The organism is Pseudomonas sp. NPDC086251 (assembly GCF_044746405.1).
Classification (GTDB): Bacteria; Pseudomonadota; Gammaproteobacteria; order Pseudomonadales; family Pseudomonadaceae; genus Aquipseudomonas.
In genome coordinates this window covers 1-21,749 of sequence record NZ_JBIVBY010000053.1, presented here as the reverse complement: position 1 = coordinate 21,749, position 21,749 = coordinate 1, and the positions used below count along the sequence as shown (strand labels likewise).

Below are 21,749 nucleotides of genomic sequence, written 5' to 3'. Positions count from 1 at the left end.
CTTATGCGGACGGCGACGTCTGCATCGGGCCTTTGGTGGAGCAAACGCATGCATCGTTAGGTGGCTAAGTTAACCCAGCATTAACAAAAAAGCCCTGCACAACTTAAGGTGTGCAGGGCTTTGAAATCAGCCTTTACAGCTTAGACTCAATACCGGTTCGGCTCCATTTCCAGATCGACATGGAAACGTTCTGAAATGTCTTTCTGGATGCGCTGCGCCAGGTCGAGCAATTGCAGGCCGGTCGCCCCGCCGTAATTGACCAGCACCAGTGCCTGCAATTTATGCACGCCGGCATCCGCCTCACGGAAACCTTTCCAACCGGCGCGCTCGATCAGCCAGCCCGCCGCCAGTTTCATTTGCCCATCGGGTTGCGCATAGGCCACCAGATCCGGGTATTCACCTTTGAGTCGTGCCACCAGCGCTGCGGGCACCAACGGGTTCTTGAAGAAGCTGCCGGCATTGCCCAGAACGGCTGGGTCCGGGAGTTTTTCGTTGCGAATGCTGCAAATGGCCTGGCTGACATCGGTCGCGGTCGGATGCTCGATGCCTTGTTCGATCAGGCGCTGACGCACCGGGCCGTATTCCAGGTGCAGGTGCGCGGCGCGATCCAGGGCAAACCGCACGCGCAGGATCAACCAACGCCCCGGTTGCTGCTTGAACAGGCTGTCGCGGTAGGCGAAATTGCACTCGGCCAAGGTGAAGTCGTGCAGTTCACCGGTCTGGCGATCGAGCGCCGTCAGGCCGGCGAACACGTCCTTGATCTCGACACCATAGGCGCCGATGTTTTGCATCGGCGCGGCGCCGACGGTGCCGGGAATCAGGCTGAGGTTTTCCAGCCCCGACAACCCCTGCGCGAGCGTGTGTTGCACGAAGGGATGCCAAGGCTCGCCGGCCTCGGCTTCGATCACGACCTTGCTGCCATCATCGCTGAGGATGCGAATCCCGCGCGTGGCCATGCGCAGCACCAGCGACTGGATATCGGCGGTCAGCAGCAAGTTGCTGCCGCCGCCAATCACCAGCAGCGGTACGTCGTGTTCTGCCGCATAGGCCAAGGCTTCACGAACGTCGGCATCACTGTGGGCCTCGGCAAACAACCGGGCCTGGACGTCTACGCCAAAGCTGTTGAACGGCTTGAGCGAAACCTGCGGTCGAACCTGCAAACTCATAACCGTCCCTTCAATTCGATCACCAGCAGATCGCTGGCACGCTCGATCAAGTCGAGCACCTGCTCAAAGCCCTGGTCGCCGTCGTAATACGGATCCGGGACTTCGTCGATTTCCGACTGGTAGCGACGCAGGAACAGGTCCAGTTCAGCCTTGCCCTTGGCCGGTTGCAGGGCCTTGAGGTTGCGCAGGTTGCTGTTGTCCATCGCCAGGATCAGGTCATACGTGGCGAAATCCGCGCGCGTGACTTGCTGGGCGCGCTGGGTCGACAGGTCGTAGCCGCGCAGCTTGGCCGCTGCCTGGCTGCGCTTGTCGGGCGCCTTGCCAACGTGCCAGTCACCGGTGCCAGCGGAGGCGACTTCGATTTGATCGGCCAGCCCCGCCTCACGCAGTTTGTGCCGTAGCACGCCTTCGGCCGTGGGTGAACGGCAGATGTTGCCCAGGCAGACGAACAGAACCCGCATCAGGCCTCCAACAGGCGACGAACGCGCTCGAGGTCTTCAACGGTGTCGACGCCGGTCGGCGGTGCGATCAGCGCATCGGCGACATGAATCCGCACGCCGTGCCACAAGGCCCGCAATTGTTCCAGGGATTCGGTGTTTTCCAGCCAGCATGGGCCCCAGCTGACGAAGTCATGCAGGAAACCGGCACGGTAGGCATAGATGCCGATGTGACGACGGTACGGCACGCCTTCCGGCAATTGCTCGCGGCTCTTGGCAAAGGCGTCTCGCGCCCACGGCAACGTCGCGCGACTGAAGGTCAGCGCCAGGCCGTTGAGGTCGCTGACAACCTTGACCACGTTGGGGTTGAACAAGGTTTCCACGTCTTCGATCGGCTCGGCCAGGGTGGCCATGCGCGCTTCGGTGTGGGCCGCCAGGTTGGCGGCGACCTGATCGATCACGCTCGGCGGGATCAACGGTTCATCACCCTGGACGTTGACCACGATCGCGTCAGGCGCCAGGCCCAGTTTGGCGGCGACTTCGGCCAGGCGATCGGTGCCGGAGTTGTGGTCTTCGCGGGTCAGCACCACTTCGGCGCCGAACCCCTTGCAGGCCTCGACGATGCGCGCATCGTCAGTGGCGACCACCACGCGCTGGGCGCTGCTTTTGCTCGCCTGTTCCCAGACATGCTGGATCATCGGCTTGCCGGCGATCAACAGCAGCGGTTTGCCCGGCAAACGGGTGGAGGCATAACGCGATGGAATGACAACGGTAAAGGCTGTGGTCATTTATCCAGGCGCTCGTCGGTGGTCAGGGTGCGTGCTTCGGTTTCGAGCATCACCGGTATACCGTCGCGAATTGGGTACGCCAGGCCGGCGCCCTTGCTGATCAGCTCGGTCTTGTCGGCGCTGAGCTTGAGCGGGCCTTTGCAGACCGGGCAAGCGAGGATGTCGAGCAATTTGGTGTCCATGAGCATTCCCTGGATAAAACGGTTTTAAGGCAAAAGACGATCCGGCAACAGGCGCATCAACTGCGTATCGAACCAGGCCACGAAGGCCGGCGATGGCGCAGCATCGACCGCCAGGTACCACCAGTCGGCGGCAGCAAAGGCACGGCACTTCACCGCGTCCTTTTCGGTCATCACCAGCGGTAATGACGGGGTGAAATTCAAGGCCTGAACGCTGTACTCGGCGTGGTCGGCAAACGCATGCGGGACAGGCTGCCAGTGTAGCGTTTCGAGGGTCGTGAAGAAACGCTGGGGATTGCCGATCCCGGCGACGGCGTGCAGGGCTTGCCCTGGGGGGAAGTGATCGAGGGGACGCCGCTCGCCGCTTTTCAGGTTGACCAGTGCGGTGGGCTGCAACTGGAAGGCAAAACCACCGTCGCGATCGGCAGCAGCACCGTTATAGAGCACCGCGTCGACACTTTGCAGACGCTCGACCGGTTCCCGCAGCGGCCCGGCAGGCAGGCACCGCTGGTTGCCCAGGCCTCGAGCGGCGTCGATCAGCACCAGTTCCATATCTCGGGCCAGACGGTAATGCTGCATGCCATCGTCGGACAGGATCAGGTCCAGCGGCTCACTCGCCAGCAGGGCTTTGACGGCGCGACTGCGGTCCGGGTCGATCATCAAGGGGACGCCGGTGCGCTGGACGATCAACAAAGGCTCATCGCCAGCAACCTCCGCACTTTGCTCGGCTTCGACCCGCCACGGCAATTGCGGCGGTTTGGCGCCGTAACCGCGGCTGACTACGCCGACGCGCAAACCGCTGCGCTGGCAATGCTGGATCATCCACAGAATCAGCGGCGTCTTGCCGGTGCCGCCAACGGTGATGTTGCCGACCACGATCAGCGGCACCGGCGGTTGGTAGATCTCGCCCTCACCCGCCAGAAAACGCTTGCGCTTGTTCATGACCACGCGCCGGTACAACCACTCCAGCGGCTGCAACAGTTTCAGGGCCGGGTGCCCTTGGTACCACGCGGCGAGCAAGCGATCGGACATGGCCATCAGGGCGCGGGCGGCGCCGCTTCGACAGTGGTCATGCGCAAGTGGCTGAAGCCGAGCTTGCCGGCGGCGTCCATGGCGGTGATGACCGACTGATGCTGGGTCTTGCCGTCGGCGCTGATGGACAACGGCAGGTTGGTGTCACCGCTGGATTCCTTTTGCAGCGCATCCATCAGGGTCGCCAGATCGTTCTTGGGCAAAATCTGATTGTTCACCGAGAACACGCCCTCGGCGCTGATGGCAACGTCCAGGTGCTTGGCCTGCTGGTCGTCGGCAGGCGTACCGCTGGCCGCTTCCGGCAGGTCGACGCGCAACTGGGTTTCCCGGGTGAACGTGGTGGTGACAACGAAAAACAGCAGCAGGACAAACACCACGTCGATCAGCGACACGAGGTTGATGTCTATATTTTCCCGTTGTTTGCGGCGGAATTTCACGCTTTGCCCCCGTTCAGGTCCACGTCACGATCACCTTGTACAACCTCGACCAGCTTGATCGCTTCCTGCTCCATGCCCACCACCAGCTCATCAATCCGGCGTTGCAGGAAACGGTGGAAGAACACCGACGGGATACCGACGATCAGACCCGACGCCGTGGTGATCAAGGCTTTGGAAATACCGCCGGCCAGCACCGCGGCATTGGTGGTCATGCCCGTGCCCATGAACGAACTGAAGATATCGATCATGCCCAGTACCGTACCCAGCAGTCCCAGCAACGGCGCCATGGCGGCAATGGTGCCGAGGGCGTTGATGTAACGCTCCAGCTCATGGATAACCCGGGCCGCGGCTTCTTCGATGCACTCTTTCATGATCTCGCGACCATGCCTGGAGTTCGCCAGGCCGGCGGCCAGGATCTCGCCCAACGGCGAGTTGGCGCGCAGTTCCTTGAGTTTGTCTTTATTGAGTTGTTTGTCCTTGATCCAGACCCAGACCTGCCCGAGCAAATGCTCCGGGGTCACACGGCTGGCGCGCAGGGTCCAGAGGCGCTCGGCAACGATCGCCATGGCCACGATGGAACTCAGAATGATTGGAATCATCATCCAGCCGCCGGATTTAACCAATTCCCACACAGTGACAGTCCCCTCGAAAAAGTGCGCCACTCTAACATAGGGGGTGGGCGCACCGAAGACCGTGATGTCGCATCCGGTCGGGCTTTACTCGCTGGCGATTACGGCGGCGAGCGCCAGAAACGCCGTTCTTGACGCATCGACCGGGGTGGTTGGAAATGGCCCAGTTGCAGATGAATGGCACCTTGTTCCGCGCTGTCATGGATCCGCATGCCGCGCTTTCGATAGCGCGCCACGACGGTGGGATGGGGATGACCAAAGGCATTGCCGTGGCCCCGGGAGATCAGCACTGCTTTAGGTTGCAACCCGGCCAGCAGCGCCATGGAAGATGAACTGCGACTGCCATGGTGCGGCGCCTGCAACCAATCGGTGGGCACGGCCAGCGGACTGTCGAGCAGGGCGTGTTCGGCGGCGATGTCGATGTCACCGGTCAGCAGCAACCGCTCGCCGTTGGCTTCGATCTGCAAGACGCAGGACGTTTGATTGCTGTCGGTGGCCGATGACCATTGCCAGAGCTGGAACCGTACATCGTCCCAGATCCATTGCTCACCACTTTCACAGGCCGCCGCTTGCAGCTCGGCCGGCAGCGCCTCTGGATCGCCACTGATCACCCGCTTCACCGGCAACCCATTGGCCACGGCGCGGGCACCACCGGCGTGATCGGCGTCGGCGTGGCTGATCAGCATCAGGTCGAGTCCGTCCACGCCCAGTTTGCGCAACGTCGGCAACACCACCCGTTCGCCCAGGTCGAAATCGCCGAAACGCGGTCCGGTGTCATACAGCAGGGTGTGATGGCGGGTGCGCACCAGGATCGCCAACCCTTGACCGACATCCAGCTGCCAGATGTCGGCAATCCCTTCCGGCAACGCTTGCCGGGGTGGAAATACCAGCAACAGCAGCATCGGCCAGCCCAACGGGCGCATTGGCACGCCGCTCGGCAGCAATAGTAGAAAGGCACCGAATGTACCCAGTGCCCAAACCCACACCGGGATGGCCGTCGGCACCCACGCAGGGACTTGACCGGCCATCAACGCCAAGGCGTTGAACAGCCAGTCGATCAAACCACCCGCCAGCCACAGCAAGCCTTCGCCTACATAAGGCAGCGGCAATAGCAGCGTCCCGAGCAGCGCTGGCGGCAAAACCACCAGGCTGATCCACGGCACCGCCAGCAGATTGACCAACGGCCCGCTGAGACTGATTGGCAAGCCCAGCACCAGCAATACCGGACACAGACCGATTGCGATCAGCCATTGCGCGCGCGTCCAGGTTTGCCACCATCGCCAGGGTCCCAAGCGACCGCCGAACGTGAAGATCAACACCGCCACCGCCGTGAACGACAACCAGAAACCCGGTTGCAGGCTCGCCAGCGGGTCGAGCAATAAAACGCAGTCGAGCGCCAGCAACAGCGGCCACCAGGTGCCAAGGTGACGAAACCGCAGCCGCCACAGCAGCACCAGGCCGATCATCACACAGGCCCGACGCACCGGCACTTCGAAGCCCGCCAGCAGCCCATAACCGAGCGCTGCAGCAAAGGCCAGGCCACACGCCCACGGCAGCCACGGCAGACGGCCCGGCCACAAACCGTATCGGGCCAGACCGGCGATCAGCATATACACCAATCCCGCCAGCAAACCGATGTGCTGACCGGAAATCACCAGCAGGTGCACGGTGCCGGTGTCTTGCAGGACCTGCCAGTCCTCACGACTCAGCCCGGCGCCATCCCCCAGCACCAACGCCGTCAGCGCGCCCGTTCGCCCTTGGGCATCCACGGCTTGCAAACGCTGACGGATGCCATCGCGCCAAGCCCACCGGGCCTCCATCAGCCGCTCGCCATCCTTGACCGTGCCGGTGGCGCCGATACGTTGCGCCAGCAGCCAGGCGTCGTAATCGAACGCATGCGGGTTGAGCAGCCCGGCAGGACGCTTCAACTTGACCGCCAGTCGCCAATGTTCGCCACTGTTCACCGGTGGCCCGTCGTACCAGGCCAGGCGCATCAGTTGCGGCACCTTGCCATGTCGCGACCGGGCGTCCGCTAATTCGAAACGCACCACGTCGTCATTGTTCTGTGGCAATCCCACCACCCGGCCTTCGACCCAACGGGTTTCGCCATCGAGGTTTTTCGGCAGGCGATCATCCAGCGCCCACTGCGCATTCGCGCACGCCCAACTGAAGCCGAACAGGAAGAACGCCACCGGGTACGTCTTGAACGGCAGCAGCATCAAACCCGCTACCGGCATCAACAGCCACAACCAGACCGGCGGTAATACCGGTAAAAAACGCAGGGCCAACAACCCTAGCGCCAGCGCCATCATCCCTGTGCGCATAAGCCTGTCCTTGAGAGTTCCCTCCCTAGGCATAGACGGCCAGTCGCACGACCGTGGATATCAATTGTCACAAAGTCTGAATGGGCGACTCATAGAATCCAGACATACTTGCCGCCTTAACCGACCGAGAAGCCTTATGCCCCGGCGCTTATTCAAACGTTACATGCCAGACCCGACGAGCATCAGGGAACACAAGTCCTTACGCTTTCTCGGCACCCTGCTGCATGACCCGAACCTCTGGCACCTCAACCGGCACTCCGTTGCCCGGGCGATGGCGGTGGGGTTGTTCGCGGCTTTCCTGCCTATTCCGTTGCAGATGCTGGTGGCTGCCATCCTGGCGATTCTGGTGCGTGGCAATATGCCAATTGCGGTCAGCCTGGTCTGGTTGACCAATCCAATCACGATGCCGGCTGTTTTCTATTGCACCTATAAGACGGGTGCTTGGCTGATGGACGTTCCTGCTCGTCATCTGCCGGATGAACTGACTTGGGAATGGATCAGTGGTGAACTCTCGACGTTGTGGCAGCCGTTTTTGCTCGGCTCGGTGGTGACGGGGTTGGTGCTTGGGGCGTTGGCTTATTGTCTGGTGATGATGTATTGGCGGTGGTGGGTTAGTCGGCAGTGGGCTCGGCGCAAGAAAAAGCGGATGTTGTGAATGTGGAAAGGCCTCTGTGGTGGGAGGCCTTTTTTATTTGTTTGATGGGGGGCATATCCGTTTCTTCGGCAGTGGCTGCTGACGGTTTCGCTCTTACAGCGAGTCACTTTTCCAGACGCCGGAATGCCGGCCCAGCGAAAAGTAACCAAAAGGCTTTGCCCCTCCATTCGGTGCCTCGCTTAGGCTCGGCATGCCCTCACTCCGGCATTGCTCCGGGGGCCCGCCGCCATCGGCCATCCATGGCCGGGGGCGGCTAACCCGGCATCCATGCCGGGTTGCCCCCTGCGCAACGCCTGCGTTCGGCCTCTGGGAAAGGGGCAACAGATCAAGATCAAGATCAAAAACCGAAGCAACGGCAAGATCAAAAGCGAACGTAGCGTCTAGTCACCGTCCCCCTGTAGGAGCGAGCTTGCTCGCGATGGACCCACAGGCACCGCGTGCTCCTGTTGAAACGCGTCATCGTTGACGTTCTTCGCGAGCAAGCTCGCTCCTACAGGGGAACATCCCCAATCAGGCGGGCGGAACCAATAGCAGTCGTAACCAAACAAATGGATATGTACACAAACCACAGAACCTAGGTCCGCATCCCCCGCCCACTAACCAGCAATCGAGCGCAACCAATGTAAAGCGCCACAGTCGCCACCAACATAAAGGTAATCGCGACACTGATCTTGATGTCCGAAACCCCAAGAATGCCGTAACGGAACGCGTTGACCATATGCAATACCGGGTTAGCCAACGACACCGTCTGCCAAAACGGCGGCAGCAACGTAATCGAGTAAAACACCCCACCCAAGTACGTCAACGGCGTCAGCACAAACGTTGGAATAATCGAAATATCATCAAAGTTGCGCGCAAACACAGCATTGATGAAACCCAGCAGCGAAAAGATCGTCGCCGTCAGCACCACCACCAAAATGGTCACACCCAGGTGATGCACCTGCAAATGCGTGAAGAACAACGACAACAGCGTCACGATAATCCCGACCATCAACCCACGCAGCACGCCGCCCAAGGTGTAGCCGATCAGAATCGTATGCGGCGACACCGGCGATACCATCAACTCCTCGATGGAACGCTGAAACTTGCTACCAAAGAAACTCGAGACCACGTTGCCATAGGAGTTAGTGATCACCGACATCATGATCAACCCCGGAACGATGTATTCCATATAGGTGAAACCACCCATATCGCCAATCTGCCGGCCAATCAGATTACCGAAGATCACGAAATACAAAACCATGGTGATCGCTGGCGGTAGCAACGTCTGCGGCCAGATCCGGGTAAAGCGTCTGACCTCCCGGTAAACGATGGTATTGAGGGCAACTAAGTTGGGTTGCAGCTCGGAACTCATACCGCCACCTTCGACAGATTTTTCTCCACCAGGGACACGAACAACTCCTCAAGGCGATTGGTTTTGTTACGCAGGCTCAGCACTTCAATGTTCTGCTGGGCCAGTTGAGTGAACAACGCGGTGATGCCCATGGATTTGTCCACCTGAACTTCCAGGGTGTGACTGTCGAGCAGTTTGGTGGCGTACCCGAGTAACTGCGGCGCCACTTTCAGATCGTTTTTCATGTCGAGCAAGAACGTTTCCACATGCAGTTGGCCGAGCAACTGTTTCATGCTGGTGTTCTCGACGATGGTGCCGTGGTCGATGATGCCGATGTTGCGGCACAACTGCTCAGCCTCTTCCAGGTAGTGGGTGGTGAGGATGATGGTGATGCCTTGCTTGTTCAGCTCGGTGAGGAAGGTCCACATCGAGCGACGCAGTTCGATGTCCACACCCGCCGTCGGTTCGTCGAGGATCAGCAGGCGCGGTTCGTGAACCAGCGCGCGAGCGATCATCAGGCGACGCTTCATGCCACCGGACAACGAGCGCGACGGCACATCGCGCTTGTCCCACAGCCCCAGCTGAGTCAGGTATTGCTCGGCGCGTTCCTTGGCGATTTTCGGCGGAATGCCGTAGTAACCGGCCTGGGTCACGACGATGTCGAAGGTCTTTTCGAACTGGTTGAAATTGAATTCCTGCGGCACCACGCCAATGGAGCGTTTGAGCTGCGCAGGATTCTTGTCCAGGTCGTTACCAAAAATATTCACCGTGCCGCTGGTCTTGTTCACCAGGGTCGAGAGAATGCCGATGGTCGTGGATTTGCCGGCGCCGTTAGGGCCGAGCAAGGCGAAAAAGTCACCTTCGGCGACGTCCAGATCGATACCACTCAGGGCCTGGAAACCGTTGCCGTAGGTTTTGGTTAGCTGCCGGATGGACAGAGCGGAACTCATATCGGATTACGCACCAAGAAGGGAGGAAAGGAATAACTAAGGGCGGGCGGCGATCAATACAACCACGGCGCATGAGCGCAATGGTGCTTGTCGCCGCCACACAAGTACAGTCAAGTGTGTCGATAGTGAGTATTAAGTCAACGCGGTCATAACGGCTTTCTGATACGCCGGACGCTGTTTCAAGCGGGCATACCAGGCTTCAAGATGTGGCTGCGGCGCGCGCTCGATCGGCATCTCGAACCAGGCATAAATGAAACAGCCCAGGGGGATATCGCCCATGCCGATTTCATCGCCCGACAGGTACGGTTGAGTAGCCAATGCGTGATCGGCCATCGCCAGCAAGCTGTCGCATTCCTTGATCGCGGCGTTGATGGCCGACCAGTCCTGCTGATCGGCCGGCGTACGCAAGACACCCCAGAACACCGTGCGGAACGGGCCGGCAAAACTGGACGTGGTCCAGTCCATCCACTTGTCGGCCGTGGCGCGGGCCTTCGGATCTTGCGGGTACCAGGCCGTGCCGTTGGCGTGGAGCGCCATCAGGTAACGCACGATGGCGTTGGATTCCCACAGCACGAAACCGTCATCTTCAATCACCGGCACGCGACCATTCGGGTTCATCGCACGGTACTCCGGCGTATCGACTACACCAAAGGCGCCGCCCGCATCGATGGCTTCATAGGCCAGGCGCAGCTCCTCGGCGGCCCACAAAGGTTTTCTGACATTCGACGAATTTTTCCGACCCCAGATCTTCAGCATGACCGCCTCTTTATGGATGAATGCGCAGGCAGCATACGCCGGATCAGGCGCGACTCAAATCGCTCTGCATGTCCCCCAGCAATGGCGGCAGTTGCTCGCTGAACAGATGCGGATAGCACTTTTCCAGGTGCTCGAAAAAGAACGCTTCGGGCACGTCGGTGAACTGCCCGTGATCCACCAGATACTCCATCAACTGTTCGCCATCGCGATTGAAGGGATGGAAAACGCTGTCGTTGATCCCGTCGAATTCCAGCGGCGCGACATTGAACAGTTCGCACAAGCCTTGATTGAACGCCGGCGTCGCCTTGACCCAGCGACCGTTCAGATACAACTCGGTGTAGCCGTGCATGGCGAACACGTCGCTCTTGAGCAACTCAAGCAGGCGCGGTGTCGACAAATGATTGCGCACGTCCGCCAGCCCGATACGTGCCGGGATTGCGCAATGCCGGGCGCACCCGGCCAGCAGTGTGGCTTTAGGCACGCAGTAACTTTCCCCGGCCGCCAGCGCATAACTGCCGCGCAAGGTCTGCGGGTCGCGGCTGAAGGTGTAGGGGTTGTAACGCACAGCTTCGCGCACGGCGTAATAAAGGTTGATCGCCTGCTCGAGCGGAGCGCGACCGCTGCCGCGATGGGTTTCGGCGAACTCCACCACCGACGGATGGTCACTATCGATGAAGCGGCCGGGACTCAGATACTCGTGCATGAGAATAATCTCCTGGGGAAGCCACGAGTCTATCGACACGTTCAGCACAGAGATAACGACGTTTCGGCCAAACATGGACGCTTTGTCGCCCGCCTAACGAACGATTTCCACGGCCTGTTGCCAACCGGGCCTACAGAATTCATCCAAGGTTTCCCACGAATTCAAACACATCGAGCTGATCACCCTGTTTTGCGGATGCCGTCTAAGCTCTGAAGGTTGGTTTGCCCTGGTTTCACGGAGGATTAAATATGCTGCTGTTGTGGATACTGGTTCTGGTTGTCGGGATTGCCTGGTTAGCTCACCGCCGTATCGCCCCGCTGCCCGCCCTGGGCATTGTTGCCCTGTATCTGGTGGCGATGGGTATTTTCAGCCGTGCCCCCGGCTGGCTGCTGCTGATTTTCTGGGTGTTGATCGCAGCCGTCGCAGCGCCTTTGTTGCTGCCCGACCTGCGTCGCAAATTCTTCAGCGCGCCGCTGTTCAACTGGTTCCAGAAAACCCTGCCGCCTATGTCGCAAACCGAACGCGACGCCATCGATGCCGGCACGGTGTGGTGGGACGGTGAACTGTTCAGCGGCCGCCCGGACTGGAACAAACTGTTGTCCTATCCAAAAGCGCAGCTGAGTGAAGAGGAACAGGCCTTCATCGACGGCCCGACCGAAGCACTCTGCGCCATGGTCAGCGACTGGCAGATCGGACAAGACATGGACCTGCCGCCCGAGGCCTGGACCCACATCAAGGAAAACGGTTTCTTCGCCCTGATCATTCCCAAGGAGTTTGGCGGCAAAGGCTTCTCGGCTTATGCCCACTCGCAAGTGGCGATGAAACTGGCGACCCGCAGTGGCGACCTCGCCTCCACCGTAATGGTCCCCAACTCCCTCGGCCCGGCCGAACTGCTGCTGCATTACGGCACCGACGAACAACGTAACCATTACCTGCCACGGCTGGCGCGCGGCGATGACATCCCATGCTTCGCGTTGACCGGGCCATTGGCCGGCTCCGATGCTGGCGCCATGCCCGACACCGGTGTCATCTGCAAAGGTGAATGGGAAGGCAAGGAAACCCTCGGCCTGCGCCTGAACTGGGAAAAGCGCTACATCACGCTGGGCCCGGTGGCCACCCTTCTCGGCCTCGCTTTCAAGGCTTACGACCCGGACCACCTGCTGGGTGACAAGGAAGACCTGGGCATCAGCCTGGCGTTGATTCCGACCGATACCGCCGGGGTTGAAATCGGCCGTCGTCATCTGCCGTTGGGCGCAGCGTTCATGAACGGCCCGAACTCCGGCAAGGACGTCTTCGTGCCGCTGGACTTCCTCATCGGCGGCCAGGAAATGCTCGGCAAAGGCTGGATGATGCTGATGAACTGCCTGTCGGTCGGGCGTTCGATTTCGTTGCCGGCGGTGGGCACCGGCGCGGCGAAGTTCACCAGTCTGGTAACCGGCCAATACGCCCAGGTGCGTGAACAGTTCAACGTTCCGCTGTCGGCGTTTGAAGGTATTCAGGAAGCCATGGCGCGCATCGGCGGCAACGCCTGGATGATGGACGCCGCGCGGATGCTGACCGCCAACGCGGTGGACCTGGGCGAGAAACCCTCGGTGCTGTCGGCCATTCTCAAGTACCACCTCACTGAGCGTGGCCGCGAGTGCATCAGCCACGCCATGGATGTTCACGGCGGCAAGGCGATCATCATGGGGCCGAACAACTACCTCGGGCGCAACTGGAATGGCGCGCCGATCTTCATCACTGTGGAAGGCGCGAACATTCTCTCGCGCAATCTGATGATTTTCGGCCAGGGCGCGATTCGCTGCCATCCATTCGTACTGAAAGAAATGGCCCTCGCAGGTCGTGAGGACAAGGATCAGGCCCTCAACGAATTCGATGGCCTGCTGCTCAAGCACATCGGTTTTGCCGTGAGCAACGCCGCCAGTACCCTGGTGCTGAACCTCGGCTTCGGTCACTTCGAACACACGCCGGGCGACAAGCTCAGCCAGGGTTACTTCCGCGCGCTCAACCGTCAGGCGGCGGCGTTCGCGATGCTCGCCGACCTGAGCATGATGCTGCTGGGCGGTGAACTGAAACGTCGCGAACGGCTGTCCGCCCGACTAGGCGATGTACTGAGCAACCTGTACCTCGCCTCCGCCGCGCTCAAGCGTTACCACGACCTCGATTCGCCGGAGCACATGGCGCCGCTGTTTACCTGGGCCATGGAAGAAAGCCTTGGCCAGTCGGAACGTGCGCTGGATGAACTGCTGAGCAACTTCCCGAACAAGGTGCTGGGTTGCCTGCTGCGAGTGATCGTGTTCCCGTTCGGCCGCCGTCACAAAGGGCCATCGGACAAACTCGGCGCGCAAGTGGCTGCGGTGATCGGCCGCGCCAAGGGCGATCCGACCCTCGAAGAGTTGCTCGGCGGCTGCTACCGTCCGCAATCGCCTGATGACGCCGTCGGCGCACTGCAACACGCGTGCAACCTGTTGAGCGCAGCGCAGCCGTTGCAGAAAAAACTGCACGTGGCACTCAAAAGCGGACAGGTCAAACCCGCCGCCGGGGAACATGCCATTGATGCAGCGTTGGAAGCAGGCGTGTTGCAGCCGGTGGAAGCGCAAACCCTGCGTGAGGCCGAAGCGGCGCGGCGCAAGGTGATCGATGTCGATGATTTCGACAAAGAGGAGTTGGCGCTGGCGGTAGGAAAAGTCCGCTGATCCAGCCAGACATGTAAAAAAGGGCGCAGGCGCTTTATACTCCTGCGCCCGTTTTGCTCTTGAGGACTTATCTCGTGTCCAATGTCGTTGCCGATCATCTTGTCTTGCTCGACCACCTGCGCAGCATCCTGGTCGCCGTAGGTGAGGCCGAACAGGTTCCCGAAGAAAGCCATGCCTTGTTCCTGGAGCGCTTCGACGAACTGCGTGCGTTGCTGCCGGTCGACCCGATCGAAAGCCAATACCTGGGCCAGGACATCATGTGCCAGGTGATTACCCGTTACCCGCAAATCGCCCACCTGGTCCCGCGCGACCTGCTGTGGTACTTCGCCGGTGACTGCCTGCATTACATGCCGGACGATGAAATCGACTTGTACCAGGCGCTGGAAGAGCGCCGTTTCGAAGCCGAACAGAACGATGAACCGTTCGACTGGAACCAGGAAAAACAGCTGCTGGCGATGTCGAACGACGACAGCAAGCACTGATCCACGATCAGCAAAGTAAAAGGCCCGCACGGTTGTTCATGCGGGCCTTTTTTTGTGGCATGGCTGAGGACGCCTTCGCGGGCAAGCCTCGCTCCTACAGGGGTTGTGCGATCCCTGTAGGAGCGAGGCTTGCCCGCGAAGGCGTCCGTCAGAGCAGCCCATCACTCTCAGGCAGCTCGTACTCCGCCGCCACCTTCGGCTTGCCCGGCTTGCTCAGGGTTGGCTCCTTCTCCAGGCACTCCACCAGATAGTCGATAAACACGCGCAATTTCGGCGGCAGATACCGGGTCGGCGAATGCAGCAACCACGCGCCGCCATGGTAAGAAGCGAGGAAGGTCCAGTCCGGCAACACCTGCACGATCAACCCCTGCTCCAGCGCATACCGCGCGGTGAAATACGGCAGGCTGCCAATCCCGATGTGCTGCAACACCGCGCCCAAGCGCACCCCGGTGTGGTTGGCGGCATAACGCCCGCGCACACCGACGGTCACCGCCTTGGTGCCTTTCTTGAATTTCCAGCGCGCATCACTCGGGGTTTCGCCCAGGTAGATGCAACTGTGGTTAAGCAAATCGTGGGGATGGGTCGGCGTGCCGTGCTCGGCCAGGTACTGCGGCGTTGCGCAGAGCAAATGGTCGATGGTCAGCAATTGCCGCCCCACCAGTCCTGCGGGTGGCCGGTCGGTGATACGAATCGCCAGGTCAATGTTGTCGTCGATCAAATCCACCTGACGGTCCTCCAGCAACAACTCCACATCCACTTTCGGATAACGCCGCAAAAACTCTGGCATATGCGGGTGAATCACGAATCGTCCCACTGCTTTCGGCACGCTGACGCGCACCAGCCCTTCGGCCTCATGGGTGAACTGACCGCTGATTTCCATCACCGACTTGGCCGCGCTGACCATTTCCTGACAGCGCTTGAACACCTCTTCACCGCCGTCGCTCAAACGCAGCTTGCGCGTGGTGCGTTGCAGCAAACGGGTGGCGAGCGCCTTCTCCAGTCGCGAAATGCTGCGACTGACTGCCGAGGGTGAAGAGCCCAACTGGCGGGCCGCTTCGGAGAAACTGCCAGTCTCGACGACTTTGACGAAAATCGCCATTTCACCCAGCAGTGGCAGGGGAAGATTTATGCTCACGGCGCAACAGTCCTTTGATGTTTGAACGGATTATCACGCAATTCCAGGCTCCATATAATAAAAAATAGAAAATTAATAAGGGCATGGAATATGACGCTTCGCCTCTTTTTCCATAGTGATGATCTCAAGGCTAACGTAGAAGTCCTGGATTGCACGCCCCACGAGAACGAATTCGCCGTGGTGCTGCGCGCCACGTTGTTTCACCCTCAGGGCGGCGGGCAGCCCTTCGACACTGGATTTATTGGTGAAAGCCGGGTGCTGCGCGTGGTTCAGGATCCGGACCGGATCGTCCACTTCGTCGACCACCCGGTAAAACTCGGCATGATCCAGATTCGGGTCGATGCGCCTCGTCGCCAGTTCAATACGCGCATGCATTCCGCCGGCCATTTGATCGGGCACTTCGTCCAGGCGATGGGCTGGATGCCGATCAAGGCGCATCACTGGCCGGGCGAAGGACGCGTGCAATTCAAACCGGCGGAGAGCGCCCAAGACGTCGATGCCCAGACCGTTCAGTTCGGCATCGAGCAGTGGATCGCCCATGACCTGCCGCGCCTGACGTCGCTGCGCGAAGGCGCTCGCGAAATCGGCTTCGGTGAGTTGCCTGCCTACGGCTGCGGCGGCACCCATGTCCGTAGCCTGAAGGATTTGGGCACGGTCACGATCGCCTCCGTTTCGCAAAAGAAAGGAACGCTGTCAGTCCACTACAGCGTGGATTGAGCATTTGGGCGATGGTGCAACTGCCATCGCCTCACGCCGGGGGAATCTGCATTCGCGGGTTCCGTTGACTCTCTGTTAGATGGACCTAAGACATGATGCTTGACGTCGAGCGTCTCGATGAGACGTGCATAAAAAAACTGGCCAACGAAGAAGTCCTCGCCATTCGCGTCAAAGGCTTCCTGCCCCGACCGCTGGCGCTGCAGATCGGCGACAAGATCCTCGCCCCTGGCTTCGAGGGTTACATCAATGCCCCGAGCATCGGTCGCATCGGCATGGCGTTTTATGAAGCGGAGAACCAGCCGCTGCTGATCGAAGATTATTTCGAACGCGCCAGCCGCAACATTGCGGAGTTGCGTCACCGTTGTGCGCCCTACTCGTCCCCGGTCGATACGTTGCGCTGCATGCTCGACGAGTCCTGGCCGGCGGGTGCCCACCTGGAAAACCTCTACGGCCGCAAGATGTATGTCGGGCTGTCCCGAGTGGTGAAACCCGGCGTGTGCTTCCTGGCCCACCACGACATTTTCGCCAAGGACGCCCCGGACAGTTTCCAGGCCCGAAGCCTGGAAGCGCAGTTTGCCTGCAATGTGTACCTGAACATGCCCACCGAGGGCGGCGCGTTGCAGATGTGGGACGACGACATTTCCCCGGAACAGTTCGACGAAATGCGCGGCGACAGTTACGGCATCGACCCGGCGTTGCTCGGTCTCCCGGCCCTGGAGGTTCGGCCTGATCCGGGGGACTTCATCATGTTCAATTCGCGCCGCATGCACTCGGTGACACCGGGCGTGGCGGATCCGCGCTTGAGCCTTTCATTCTTTGTCGGTTATCGCGGCAATGCTTCACCCCTTACCTACTGGAGTTGAGATGCTTTCAAATTACCTGGGCGAGTTTCTGGCGCTGGCGACGATTCACTTCCTGGCCGTGGTCGCCCCCGGACCGGACTTCGCGGTCACCATCCGCCAGAGCGTGCGTTTCGGCCGATGGGTGGGGATCTGCACGGCACTGGGCATCGGCGCGGGCATTTCCGTGCACGTGCTTTACACCTTGCTCGGGGTCGGCGCGCTGATGCACACCACGCCGTGGCTGTTAACGGTGGCCAAGGTCGTGGGCGGCGCCTACATTCTGTACCTCGGCGTCAGCTTGTTGCGCAGCCAACCGAAAACCGTGCTGGAGGGCGAGAAAAATTCAGACGAACCCGTCGTTGAGCAAACGCTGCTGAAGGCGTTTACCACGGGATTCCTGACCAACGCCACCAACCCCAAGGCCACGCTGTTTTTCCTGGCGATCTTCACCACGATCATCAGCGCCTCGACGCCATTGAAAATCCAGGCGCTGTACGGAGTCTGGATGTGTTTTGTGAATGCGTTATGGTTTGTGATCGTTGCGCTGTTCTTTTCAAGTAGCAGAGTGCGCTTGCTGTTTATGCGCATGGGGCATTGGTTCGAGCGGACGATGGGGGTGATTCTGATCCTGTTCGCCGGCCGGTTGATTCTGTCGATGTAAATACCTCGAACCTGCAAAAGGCCCGTTCAGTCTGACTGGCGGGCCTTTTTCGTTTCTGCGTCGCTTTTGAGTTTCTGTGCGACAGATCCTGCTTCAAGGTCTCCCGCCTCACGCCTTCTTGGTGTTAGCTTGAAAACGTTTTCTGATTAAACGATCAGATATTTCCCACAAACTGCCTGCAAAGGAATGCCCCCCAGCAATGGATTTTTCACTCAAGCACCTGGCCGCGACCACGCTGATGCTCGCCAGCCTTTCGTCGTTCACCACGGCCGCGCACGCCAACATCACCCCGCAACAGAGCGCGATCATCCTCAAAACCTTCAATGATGCATCGGTCACCGATTTCAGGCAGTTCCTGGGAAGCCTGGCCAAGAGCGACCTCGCGAAAACCGACAACCTCGGCGCGGCGATCAGTGCTTTCCTCGACAACAAGACGCTTTCCGCCGAACAGCAGAACGAGATCCATCGCTTGCTGGGCCTCTACGCACGGGTGAAATACGGCAATGCCGCCACCGCAACGTTGCGTGAGCTGGTGGCCATCCCGACCTTCCAGGTGGACGGTGTTGCCCAACACGATAATCCTGAATTCATCAAGATCGCCGACAAGATCAAGGGACTGGCCCAGGCCTTCAACCTGAACTTTCGCAACATCGACAATCGCGTCTATGAAATCTCCCTCGAAGGCAGTGGCGATGAAGTCGTGGGCATTCATGCGCATGCCGATGTGGTGCCAGTGACGCCGGAAAACTGGGTCCTGAAAGACGGCACTAAACTCGACCCGTTCAAAGTCACCCTGATCGGCGACCGCCTGTATGGCCGCGGCACCGAGGATGACAAGAACGGCATCGTGGTGGCGATGTACGCCATGAAGGTCATCAAGGAAGAGAAGCTGCCGCTGGCGAGGCATTTCAAGCTGCTGGTAGACACCACCGAGGAAACCACCGGCGACGCGATCCCCTATTACTTCGAACACAACCCCACGCCCAACTACAACCTGGCGCTGGATGGCGGCTACCCGGTGGTGATCGCCGAGAAAGGCTCCGGCACCGTCATGGCGAACTTTCCCAAGCGCAAGGGTGATGGCAAGGGCGCTGAAGTTATCTCGATGACCGGCGGCATGGCCACTAACCAGATTCCGTCGACCTCTGTCGCCATTCTGGTGAGCGACGCGCCTGCCGAACTGGCCGCCAGCCTGCAAAAGGCCGGCGCTGATTATGCCCAGCGCAACGGCGGCAATTTCGAGGTGAACGCCAAGGTTGAAGGCAAGGACGTCAAGCTGACGGTCACTGGCGTGTCGGCCCATTCCTCCGAGCCTGAGTCAGGCGTCAACCCGGTGGCGAGGATGCTGGACTTCATCAACAGCCTCGACGGAAAAGTCGCGCTCAAGCACAACCACATTACCGACGCCGCCCGTTACGCTGCCGATAACTGGGGGCTGGATTACCTGGGGGGCAAATTGGGCGTCGGTTTTTCCGATGCGTTCATGGGCCCGCTGACCACGTCCCTGACTTTTGTCGGGATGGATGACAAAACCTTCAAGCTCGCGGTCAACCTGCGCGTGCCGAAGGGTAAGTCCCCGGAAGTGCTCAAGGCCCAAATTGCTGAAAAGATTGCGGCATGGAGCAAGCAGACCCACGTGGCGGCGACCTTCGACTACTCGATCGCCGAGCCGATGTACCGCAACCCTGAGGGCGAATGGGTCAAGGCGTTGCTGGACGTATCCACTGAAAACCTGGGCATGGAACACAAATTCGGTACCTCTGCCGGCGCTACCTCGGTCCATGAACTGCCCAATGGCGTGCAATTCGGCCTGGCCAGGCCCGAGGTCAAGTACACCGGCCACACCGACAACGAGTTCAAGACCGTTGACCAATTCCTGCTGGACTTGCAGATCGTGACCGAAATGATGGGGCGCATCGGGCAGTTGCCGAAGCTCTGATGCACCGTCGGACCCGCTGTCCTGGCGGGCCCTGCTTTCAACACATACCTGTAGGAGCGAGCTTGCTCGCGATGGACGTTAACGAAAACGCGTACTGGGCTGGATACACGCGTCACCCTCAGGTCCATTGCGAGCAAACTCCTACAACAGCCCCCCTTTTCCATTTTCATAAAAAATGCACAAACAAAAACGCCGCTCATTGCTGAGCGGCGTTTTCGTTAAATATGGAGCGGGAAACGAGACTCGAACTCGCGACCCCGACCTTGGCAAGGTCGTGCTCTACCAACTGAGCTATTCCCGCAAATGGCGTCCCCTAGGGGACTCGAACCCCTGTTACCGCCGTGAAAGGGCGGTGTCCTAGGCCACTAGACGAAGGGGACACGCTAACTGAAACACATGGTGTGTATTTCAGTGCCCAAATCCGTATCCGAAGATACCGGTTCTGGTTTCACTCAGCCCTGCCCGAAAGCAACGCTGTTTAAAATTGGAGCGGGAAACGAGACTCGAACTCGCGACCCCGACCTTGGCAAGGTCGTGCTCTACCAACTGAGCTATTCCCGCATTGGCGTCCCCTAGGGGACTCGAACCCCTGTTACCGCCGTGAAAGGGCGGTGTCCTAGGCCACTAGACGAAGGGGACACACGTACAACATTCACTGCCTACCGCGTTTCGCTGTGTGCTTTACGCTGTAAGTGGCGCGCATTCTATGGATGGATTGAGGGGTCGTCAACCCCCAACTATAAATTTATTTAAATCAATGACTTCGACCTGCTTAAGGGCGCCTTTCTGGGTTTTCCGTCGCCTGATCGTTGACGCCTATATTCTGGCTTCTACCAAGGCGTTATAGTCGACGGCGAGAAGATGATGGCAATCCGACATATATTTGCCAGCATTTATAGAAGTACAACGACGGCCGATAACAACAGAGCCACAACCGATTCAACTCGTCGAGCGGTCCTAGGCGCCCCAATGCCAAGCCACTACACTCGCACGCAAACCCAATAAAGAGGTCTTACCGGTGACGCCACTCATGATCACCCTGCTAGTCGTAGCCGGGATCGCACTATTGATCGCCATTGGCTACATGAACCATGTGGTGGAAAACAACAAGTTGGAAAAGGCCCGCACCAAGGTAGAACTCAACGACCGCCTGCGTCGCTGCGGCGAAATCACCGAGACCTTCCCCGGTCAGCTGATGACGCCGGCGCTCAAGCTGCTGTTGACCCGGCTGGAGCTGAACGTCTGCCAACGCCTGCTCCATCTGGAAAAAACCAGCGCCAACCTCAAGGCACGCATTGGTGAACTGAGCGCGCTGATTGCCCAGGGCGAATCGATCCCGGTCAACAACCCACCGGCACCGATCCAGACCGAGGCCAAAGCCAAAGACGTACGCTTCCTGCTCGAAGCCCTGCACGGCCAAATCACCCGTGCCGCACAAGACGGTTTCCTGCCAACCAACGAAGCCAAACGCTGGATCCGCGAAGTTCGCCACATCCTGGTCCTGCTGCACATCGAATTCTTCAACAACCTCGGCCAGCACTCCCTGCAACAAAACCAGCCCGGCCAGGCCCGCCTGGCGTTCGAACGCGGCGTGCAATACCTGCGCAAACAGCAGGAACCACAGGTCTACGCCGAACAGCTCGAATACCTGGAAAAACTCCTGGCCCGCGCCAACGCACAAGTCATGGACAAAATCACGCCGGTCGAAGGCGAAGTGAACCAGTTGACCGAAGGCTTGAAAGACGTCGAGGCCGACGCGGACTGGAAGAAGAAAGTGATTTACGACTGATCAGGGAAAAAGAACAAAAGCCACCCAGACCGGTGGCTTTTTTTTGCCCTGTAGGAGCTGTCGAGTAAAACGAGGCTGCGATCTTTTGACTCTGTTTTT

General features: G+C 59.6%; 21 protein-coding genes and 4 tRNA genes. 8 read left to right on the top strand and 17 right to left on the bottom strand.

Annotated features, from left to right (window positions below; all coding sequences use genetic code 11):
- Nucleotides 1-146: 146 nt before the first annotated feature.
- From murB to ACIPL2_RS33375, 8 genes are all read right to left on the bottom strand, one after another.
- Nucleotides 147-1,166: a UDP-N-acetylmuramate dehydrogenase gene (gene murB, locus ACIPL2_RS33410; protein ID WP_401364602.1), complete on the bottom strand. Its 1,020-nt coding sequence runs from the start codon at nt 1,164-1,166 to the stop codon at nt 147-149.
- A complete protein-coding gene (locus ACIPL2_RS33405; protein WP_401364599.1) occupies nt 1,163-1,627 on the bottom strand; it encodes a low molecular weight protein-tyrosine-phosphatase in 465 nt (154 codons plus the stop codon). Before ACIPL2_RS33405 ends, murB begins: the two co-directional genes overlap by 4 nt.
- On the bottom strand, nt 1,627-2,391 hold the full coding sequence (gene kdsB / locus ACIPL2_RS33400; RefSeq protein ID WP_008152377.1) for a 3-deoxy-manno-octulosonate cytidylyltransferase: 765 nt from the start codon (nt 2,389-2,391) through the stop codon (nt 1,627-1,629). Before kdsB ends, ACIPL2_RS33405 begins: the two co-directional genes overlap by 1 nt.
- Complete coding sequence (locus tag ACIPL2_RS33395; protein WP_007945752.1) at nt 2,388-2,573, bottom strand: Trm112 family protein; 186 nt, start codon at nt 2,571-2,573, stop codon at nt 2,388-2,390. Before ACIPL2_RS33395 ends, kdsB begins: the two co-directional genes overlap by 4 nt.
- A gap of 24 nt (nt 2,574-2,597) precedes the next feature.
- Nucleotides 2,598-3,608 (bottom strand): tetraacyldisaccharide 4'-kinase, encoded by a 1,011-nt coding sequence (gene lpxK / locus ACIPL2_RS33390; RefSeq protein ID WP_401364596.1) that lies wholly within the window; start codon nt 3,606-3,608, stop codon nt 2,598-2,600.
- A complete protein-coding gene (locus ACIPL2_RS33385) occupies nt 3,608-4,039 on the bottom strand; it encodes an ExbD/TolR family protein (RefSeq protein ID WP_401364594.1) in 432 nt (143 codons plus the stop codon). Before ACIPL2_RS33385 ends, lpxK begins: the two co-directional genes overlap by 1 nt.
- Entirely contained in the window at nt 4,036-4,671 is a 636-nt protein-coding gene (locus tag ACIPL2_RS33380) for a MotA/TolQ/ExbB proton channel family protein (RefSeq protein ID WP_401364591.1), read from the bottom strand. Before ACIPL2_RS33380 ends, ACIPL2_RS33385 begins: the two co-directional genes overlap by 4 nt.
- Before the next feature lie 98 nt (nt 4,672-4,769).
- Nucleotides 4,770-6,992 carry a DNA internalization-related competence protein ComEC/Rec2 gene (locus ACIPL2_RS33375; protein WP_401364588.1) on the bottom strand — a complete coding sequence of 741 codons (2,223 nt, stop codon included), beginning with the start codon at nt 6,990-6,992 and terminating at the stop codon, nt 4,770-4,772.
- A 136-nt stretch (nt 6,993-7,128) separates the two neighbouring features.
- On the opposite strand from ACIPL2_RS33375, the gene ACIPL2_RS33370 reads away from it, so the two are divergent.
- Complete coding sequence (locus ACIPL2_RS33370) at nt 7,129-7,647, top strand: DUF2062 domain-containing protein (protein WP_401364585.1); 519 nt, start codon at nt 7,129-7,131, stop codon at nt 7,645-7,647.
- A 574-nt stretch (nt 7,648-8,221) separates the two neighbouring features.
- Here ACIPL2_RS33370 and ACIPL2_RS33365 read toward each other — a convergent pair.
- From ACIPL2_RS33365 to ACIPL2_RS33350, 4 genes are all read right to left on the bottom strand, one after another.
- Nucleotides 8,222-9,001, bottom strand: a complete 780-nt coding sequence (locus ACIPL2_RS33365) for an ABC transporter permease (RefSeq protein ID WP_059406889.1) — start codon at nt 8,999-9,001, stop codon at nt 8,222-8,224.
- Nucleotides 8,998-9,930 carry an ABC transporter ATP-binding protein gene (locus tag ACIPL2_RS33360; protein ID WP_401364582.1) on the bottom strand — a complete coding sequence of 311 codons (933 nt, stop codon included), beginning with the start codon at nt 9,928-9,930 and terminating at the stop codon, nt 8,998-9,000. Before ACIPL2_RS33360 ends, ACIPL2_RS33365 begins: the two co-directional genes overlap by 4 nt.
- 132 nt (nt 9,931-10,062) lie before the next feature.
- Nucleotides 10,063-10,686: a glutathione S-transferase family protein gene (locus ACIPL2_RS33355; protein WP_401364579.1), complete on the bottom strand. Its 624-nt coding sequence runs from the start codon at nt 10,684-10,686 to the stop codon at nt 10,063-10,065.
- Nucleotides 10,687-10,729: 43 nt separating this feature from the next.
- Nucleotides 10,730-11,389: a transglutaminase family protein gene (locus tag ACIPL2_RS33350; RefSeq protein WP_401364576.1), complete on the bottom strand. Its 660-nt coding sequence runs from the start codon at nt 11,387-11,389 to the stop codon at nt 10,730-10,732.
- 248 nt (nt 11,390-11,637) lie between these two features.
- On the opposite strand from ACIPL2_RS33350, the gene ACIPL2_RS33345 reads away from it, so the two are divergent.
- Nucleotides 11,638-14,085 (top strand): acyl-CoA dehydrogenase, encoded by a 2,448-nt coding sequence (locus ACIPL2_RS33345; protein ID WP_401364573.1) that lies wholly within the window; start codon nt 11,638-11,640, stop codon nt 14,083-14,085.
- Nucleotides 14,086-14,159: 74 nt separating this feature from the next.
- Nucleotides 14,160-14,567, top strand: coding sequence for a PA2817 family protein (locus ACIPL2_RS33340; RefSeq protein ID WP_401364570.1), 408 nt, complete (start codon nt 14,160-14,162; stop codon nt 14,565-14,567).
- A gap of 148 nt (nt 14,568-14,715) precedes the next feature.
- Here the strand turns inward: ACIPL2_RS33340 and ACIPL2_RS33335 are convergent, their stop codons facing one another.
- On the bottom strand, nt 14,716-15,702 hold the full coding sequence (locus tag ACIPL2_RS33335) for a LysR family transcriptional regulator (RefSeq protein WP_401364567.1): 987 nt from the start codon (nt 15,700-15,702) through the stop codon (nt 14,716-14,718).
- Nucleotides 15,703-15,792: 90 nt separating this feature from the next.
- Here ACIPL2_RS33335 and ACIPL2_RS33330 point away from each other — a divergent pair, with 90 nt between their 5' ends.
- The 4 genes from ACIPL2_RS33330 to ACIPL2_RS33315 all read left to right on the top strand — a co-directional run bounded on the left by ACIPL2_RS33330 (nt 15,793) and on the right by ACIPL2_RS33315 (nt 19,861).
- Complete coding sequence (locus tag ACIPL2_RS33330; RefSeq protein WP_401364564.1) at nt 15,793-16,419, top strand: alanyl-tRNA editing protein; 627 nt, start codon at nt 15,793-15,795, stop codon at nt 16,417-16,419.
- Nucleotides 16,420-16,511: 92 nt separating this feature from the next.
- The gene (locus ACIPL2_RS33325; protein ID WP_401364561.1) at nt 16,512-17,282 is read left to right on the top strand and encodes a 2OG-Fe(II) oxygenase; all 771 of its coding nucleotides are present in this window, start codon (nt 16,512-16,514) and stop codon (nt 17,280-17,282) included.
- Nucleotide 17,283: 1 nt separating this feature from the next.
- A complete protein-coding gene (locus ACIPL2_RS33320) occupies nt 17,284-17,922 on the top strand; it encodes a LysE family translocator (protein WP_401364558.1) in 639 nt (212 codons plus the stop codon).
- A gap of 199 nt (nt 17,923-18,121) precedes the next feature.
- Nucleotides 18,122-19,861, top strand: a complete 1,740-nt coding sequence (locus tag ACIPL2_RS33315) for a dipeptidase (RefSeq protein ID WP_401364555.1) — start codon at nt 18,122-18,124, stop codon at nt 19,859-19,861.
- A 225-nt stretch (nt 19,862-20,086) separates the two neighbouring features.
- Here the strand turns inward: ACIPL2_RS33315 and ACIPL2_RS33310 are convergent.
- From ACIPL2_RS33310 to ACIPL2_RS33295, 4 genes are all read right to left on the bottom strand, one after another.
- Nucleotides 20,087-20,162, bottom strand: a tRNA-Gly gene (locus ACIPL2_RS33310).
- Nucleotides 20,163-20,165: 3 nt separating this feature from the next.
- Nucleotides 20,166-20,241: transfer RNA gene (locus tag ACIPL2_RS33305), tRNA-Glu, on the bottom strand.
- A 105-nt stretch (nt 20,242-20,346) separates the two neighbouring features.
- Nucleotides 20,347-20,422, bottom strand: a tRNA-Gly gene (locus ACIPL2_RS33300).
- A gap of 2 nt (nt 20,423-20,424) precedes the next feature.
- Nucleotides 20,425-20,500 (bottom strand) — tRNA-Glu (locus tag ACIPL2_RS33295).
- 391 nt (nt 20,501-20,891) lie between these two features.
- Between ACIPL2_RS33295 and ACIPL2_RS33290 the strand changes: the two genes are divergently transcribed.
- The gene (locus tag ACIPL2_RS33290) at nt 20,892-21,650 is read left to right on the top strand and encodes a hypothetical protein (RefSeq protein WP_401364552.1); all 759 of its coding nucleotides are present in this window, start codon (nt 20,892-20,894) and stop codon (nt 21,648-21,650) included.
- Nucleotides 21,651-21,749: the final 99 nt, after the last annotated feature.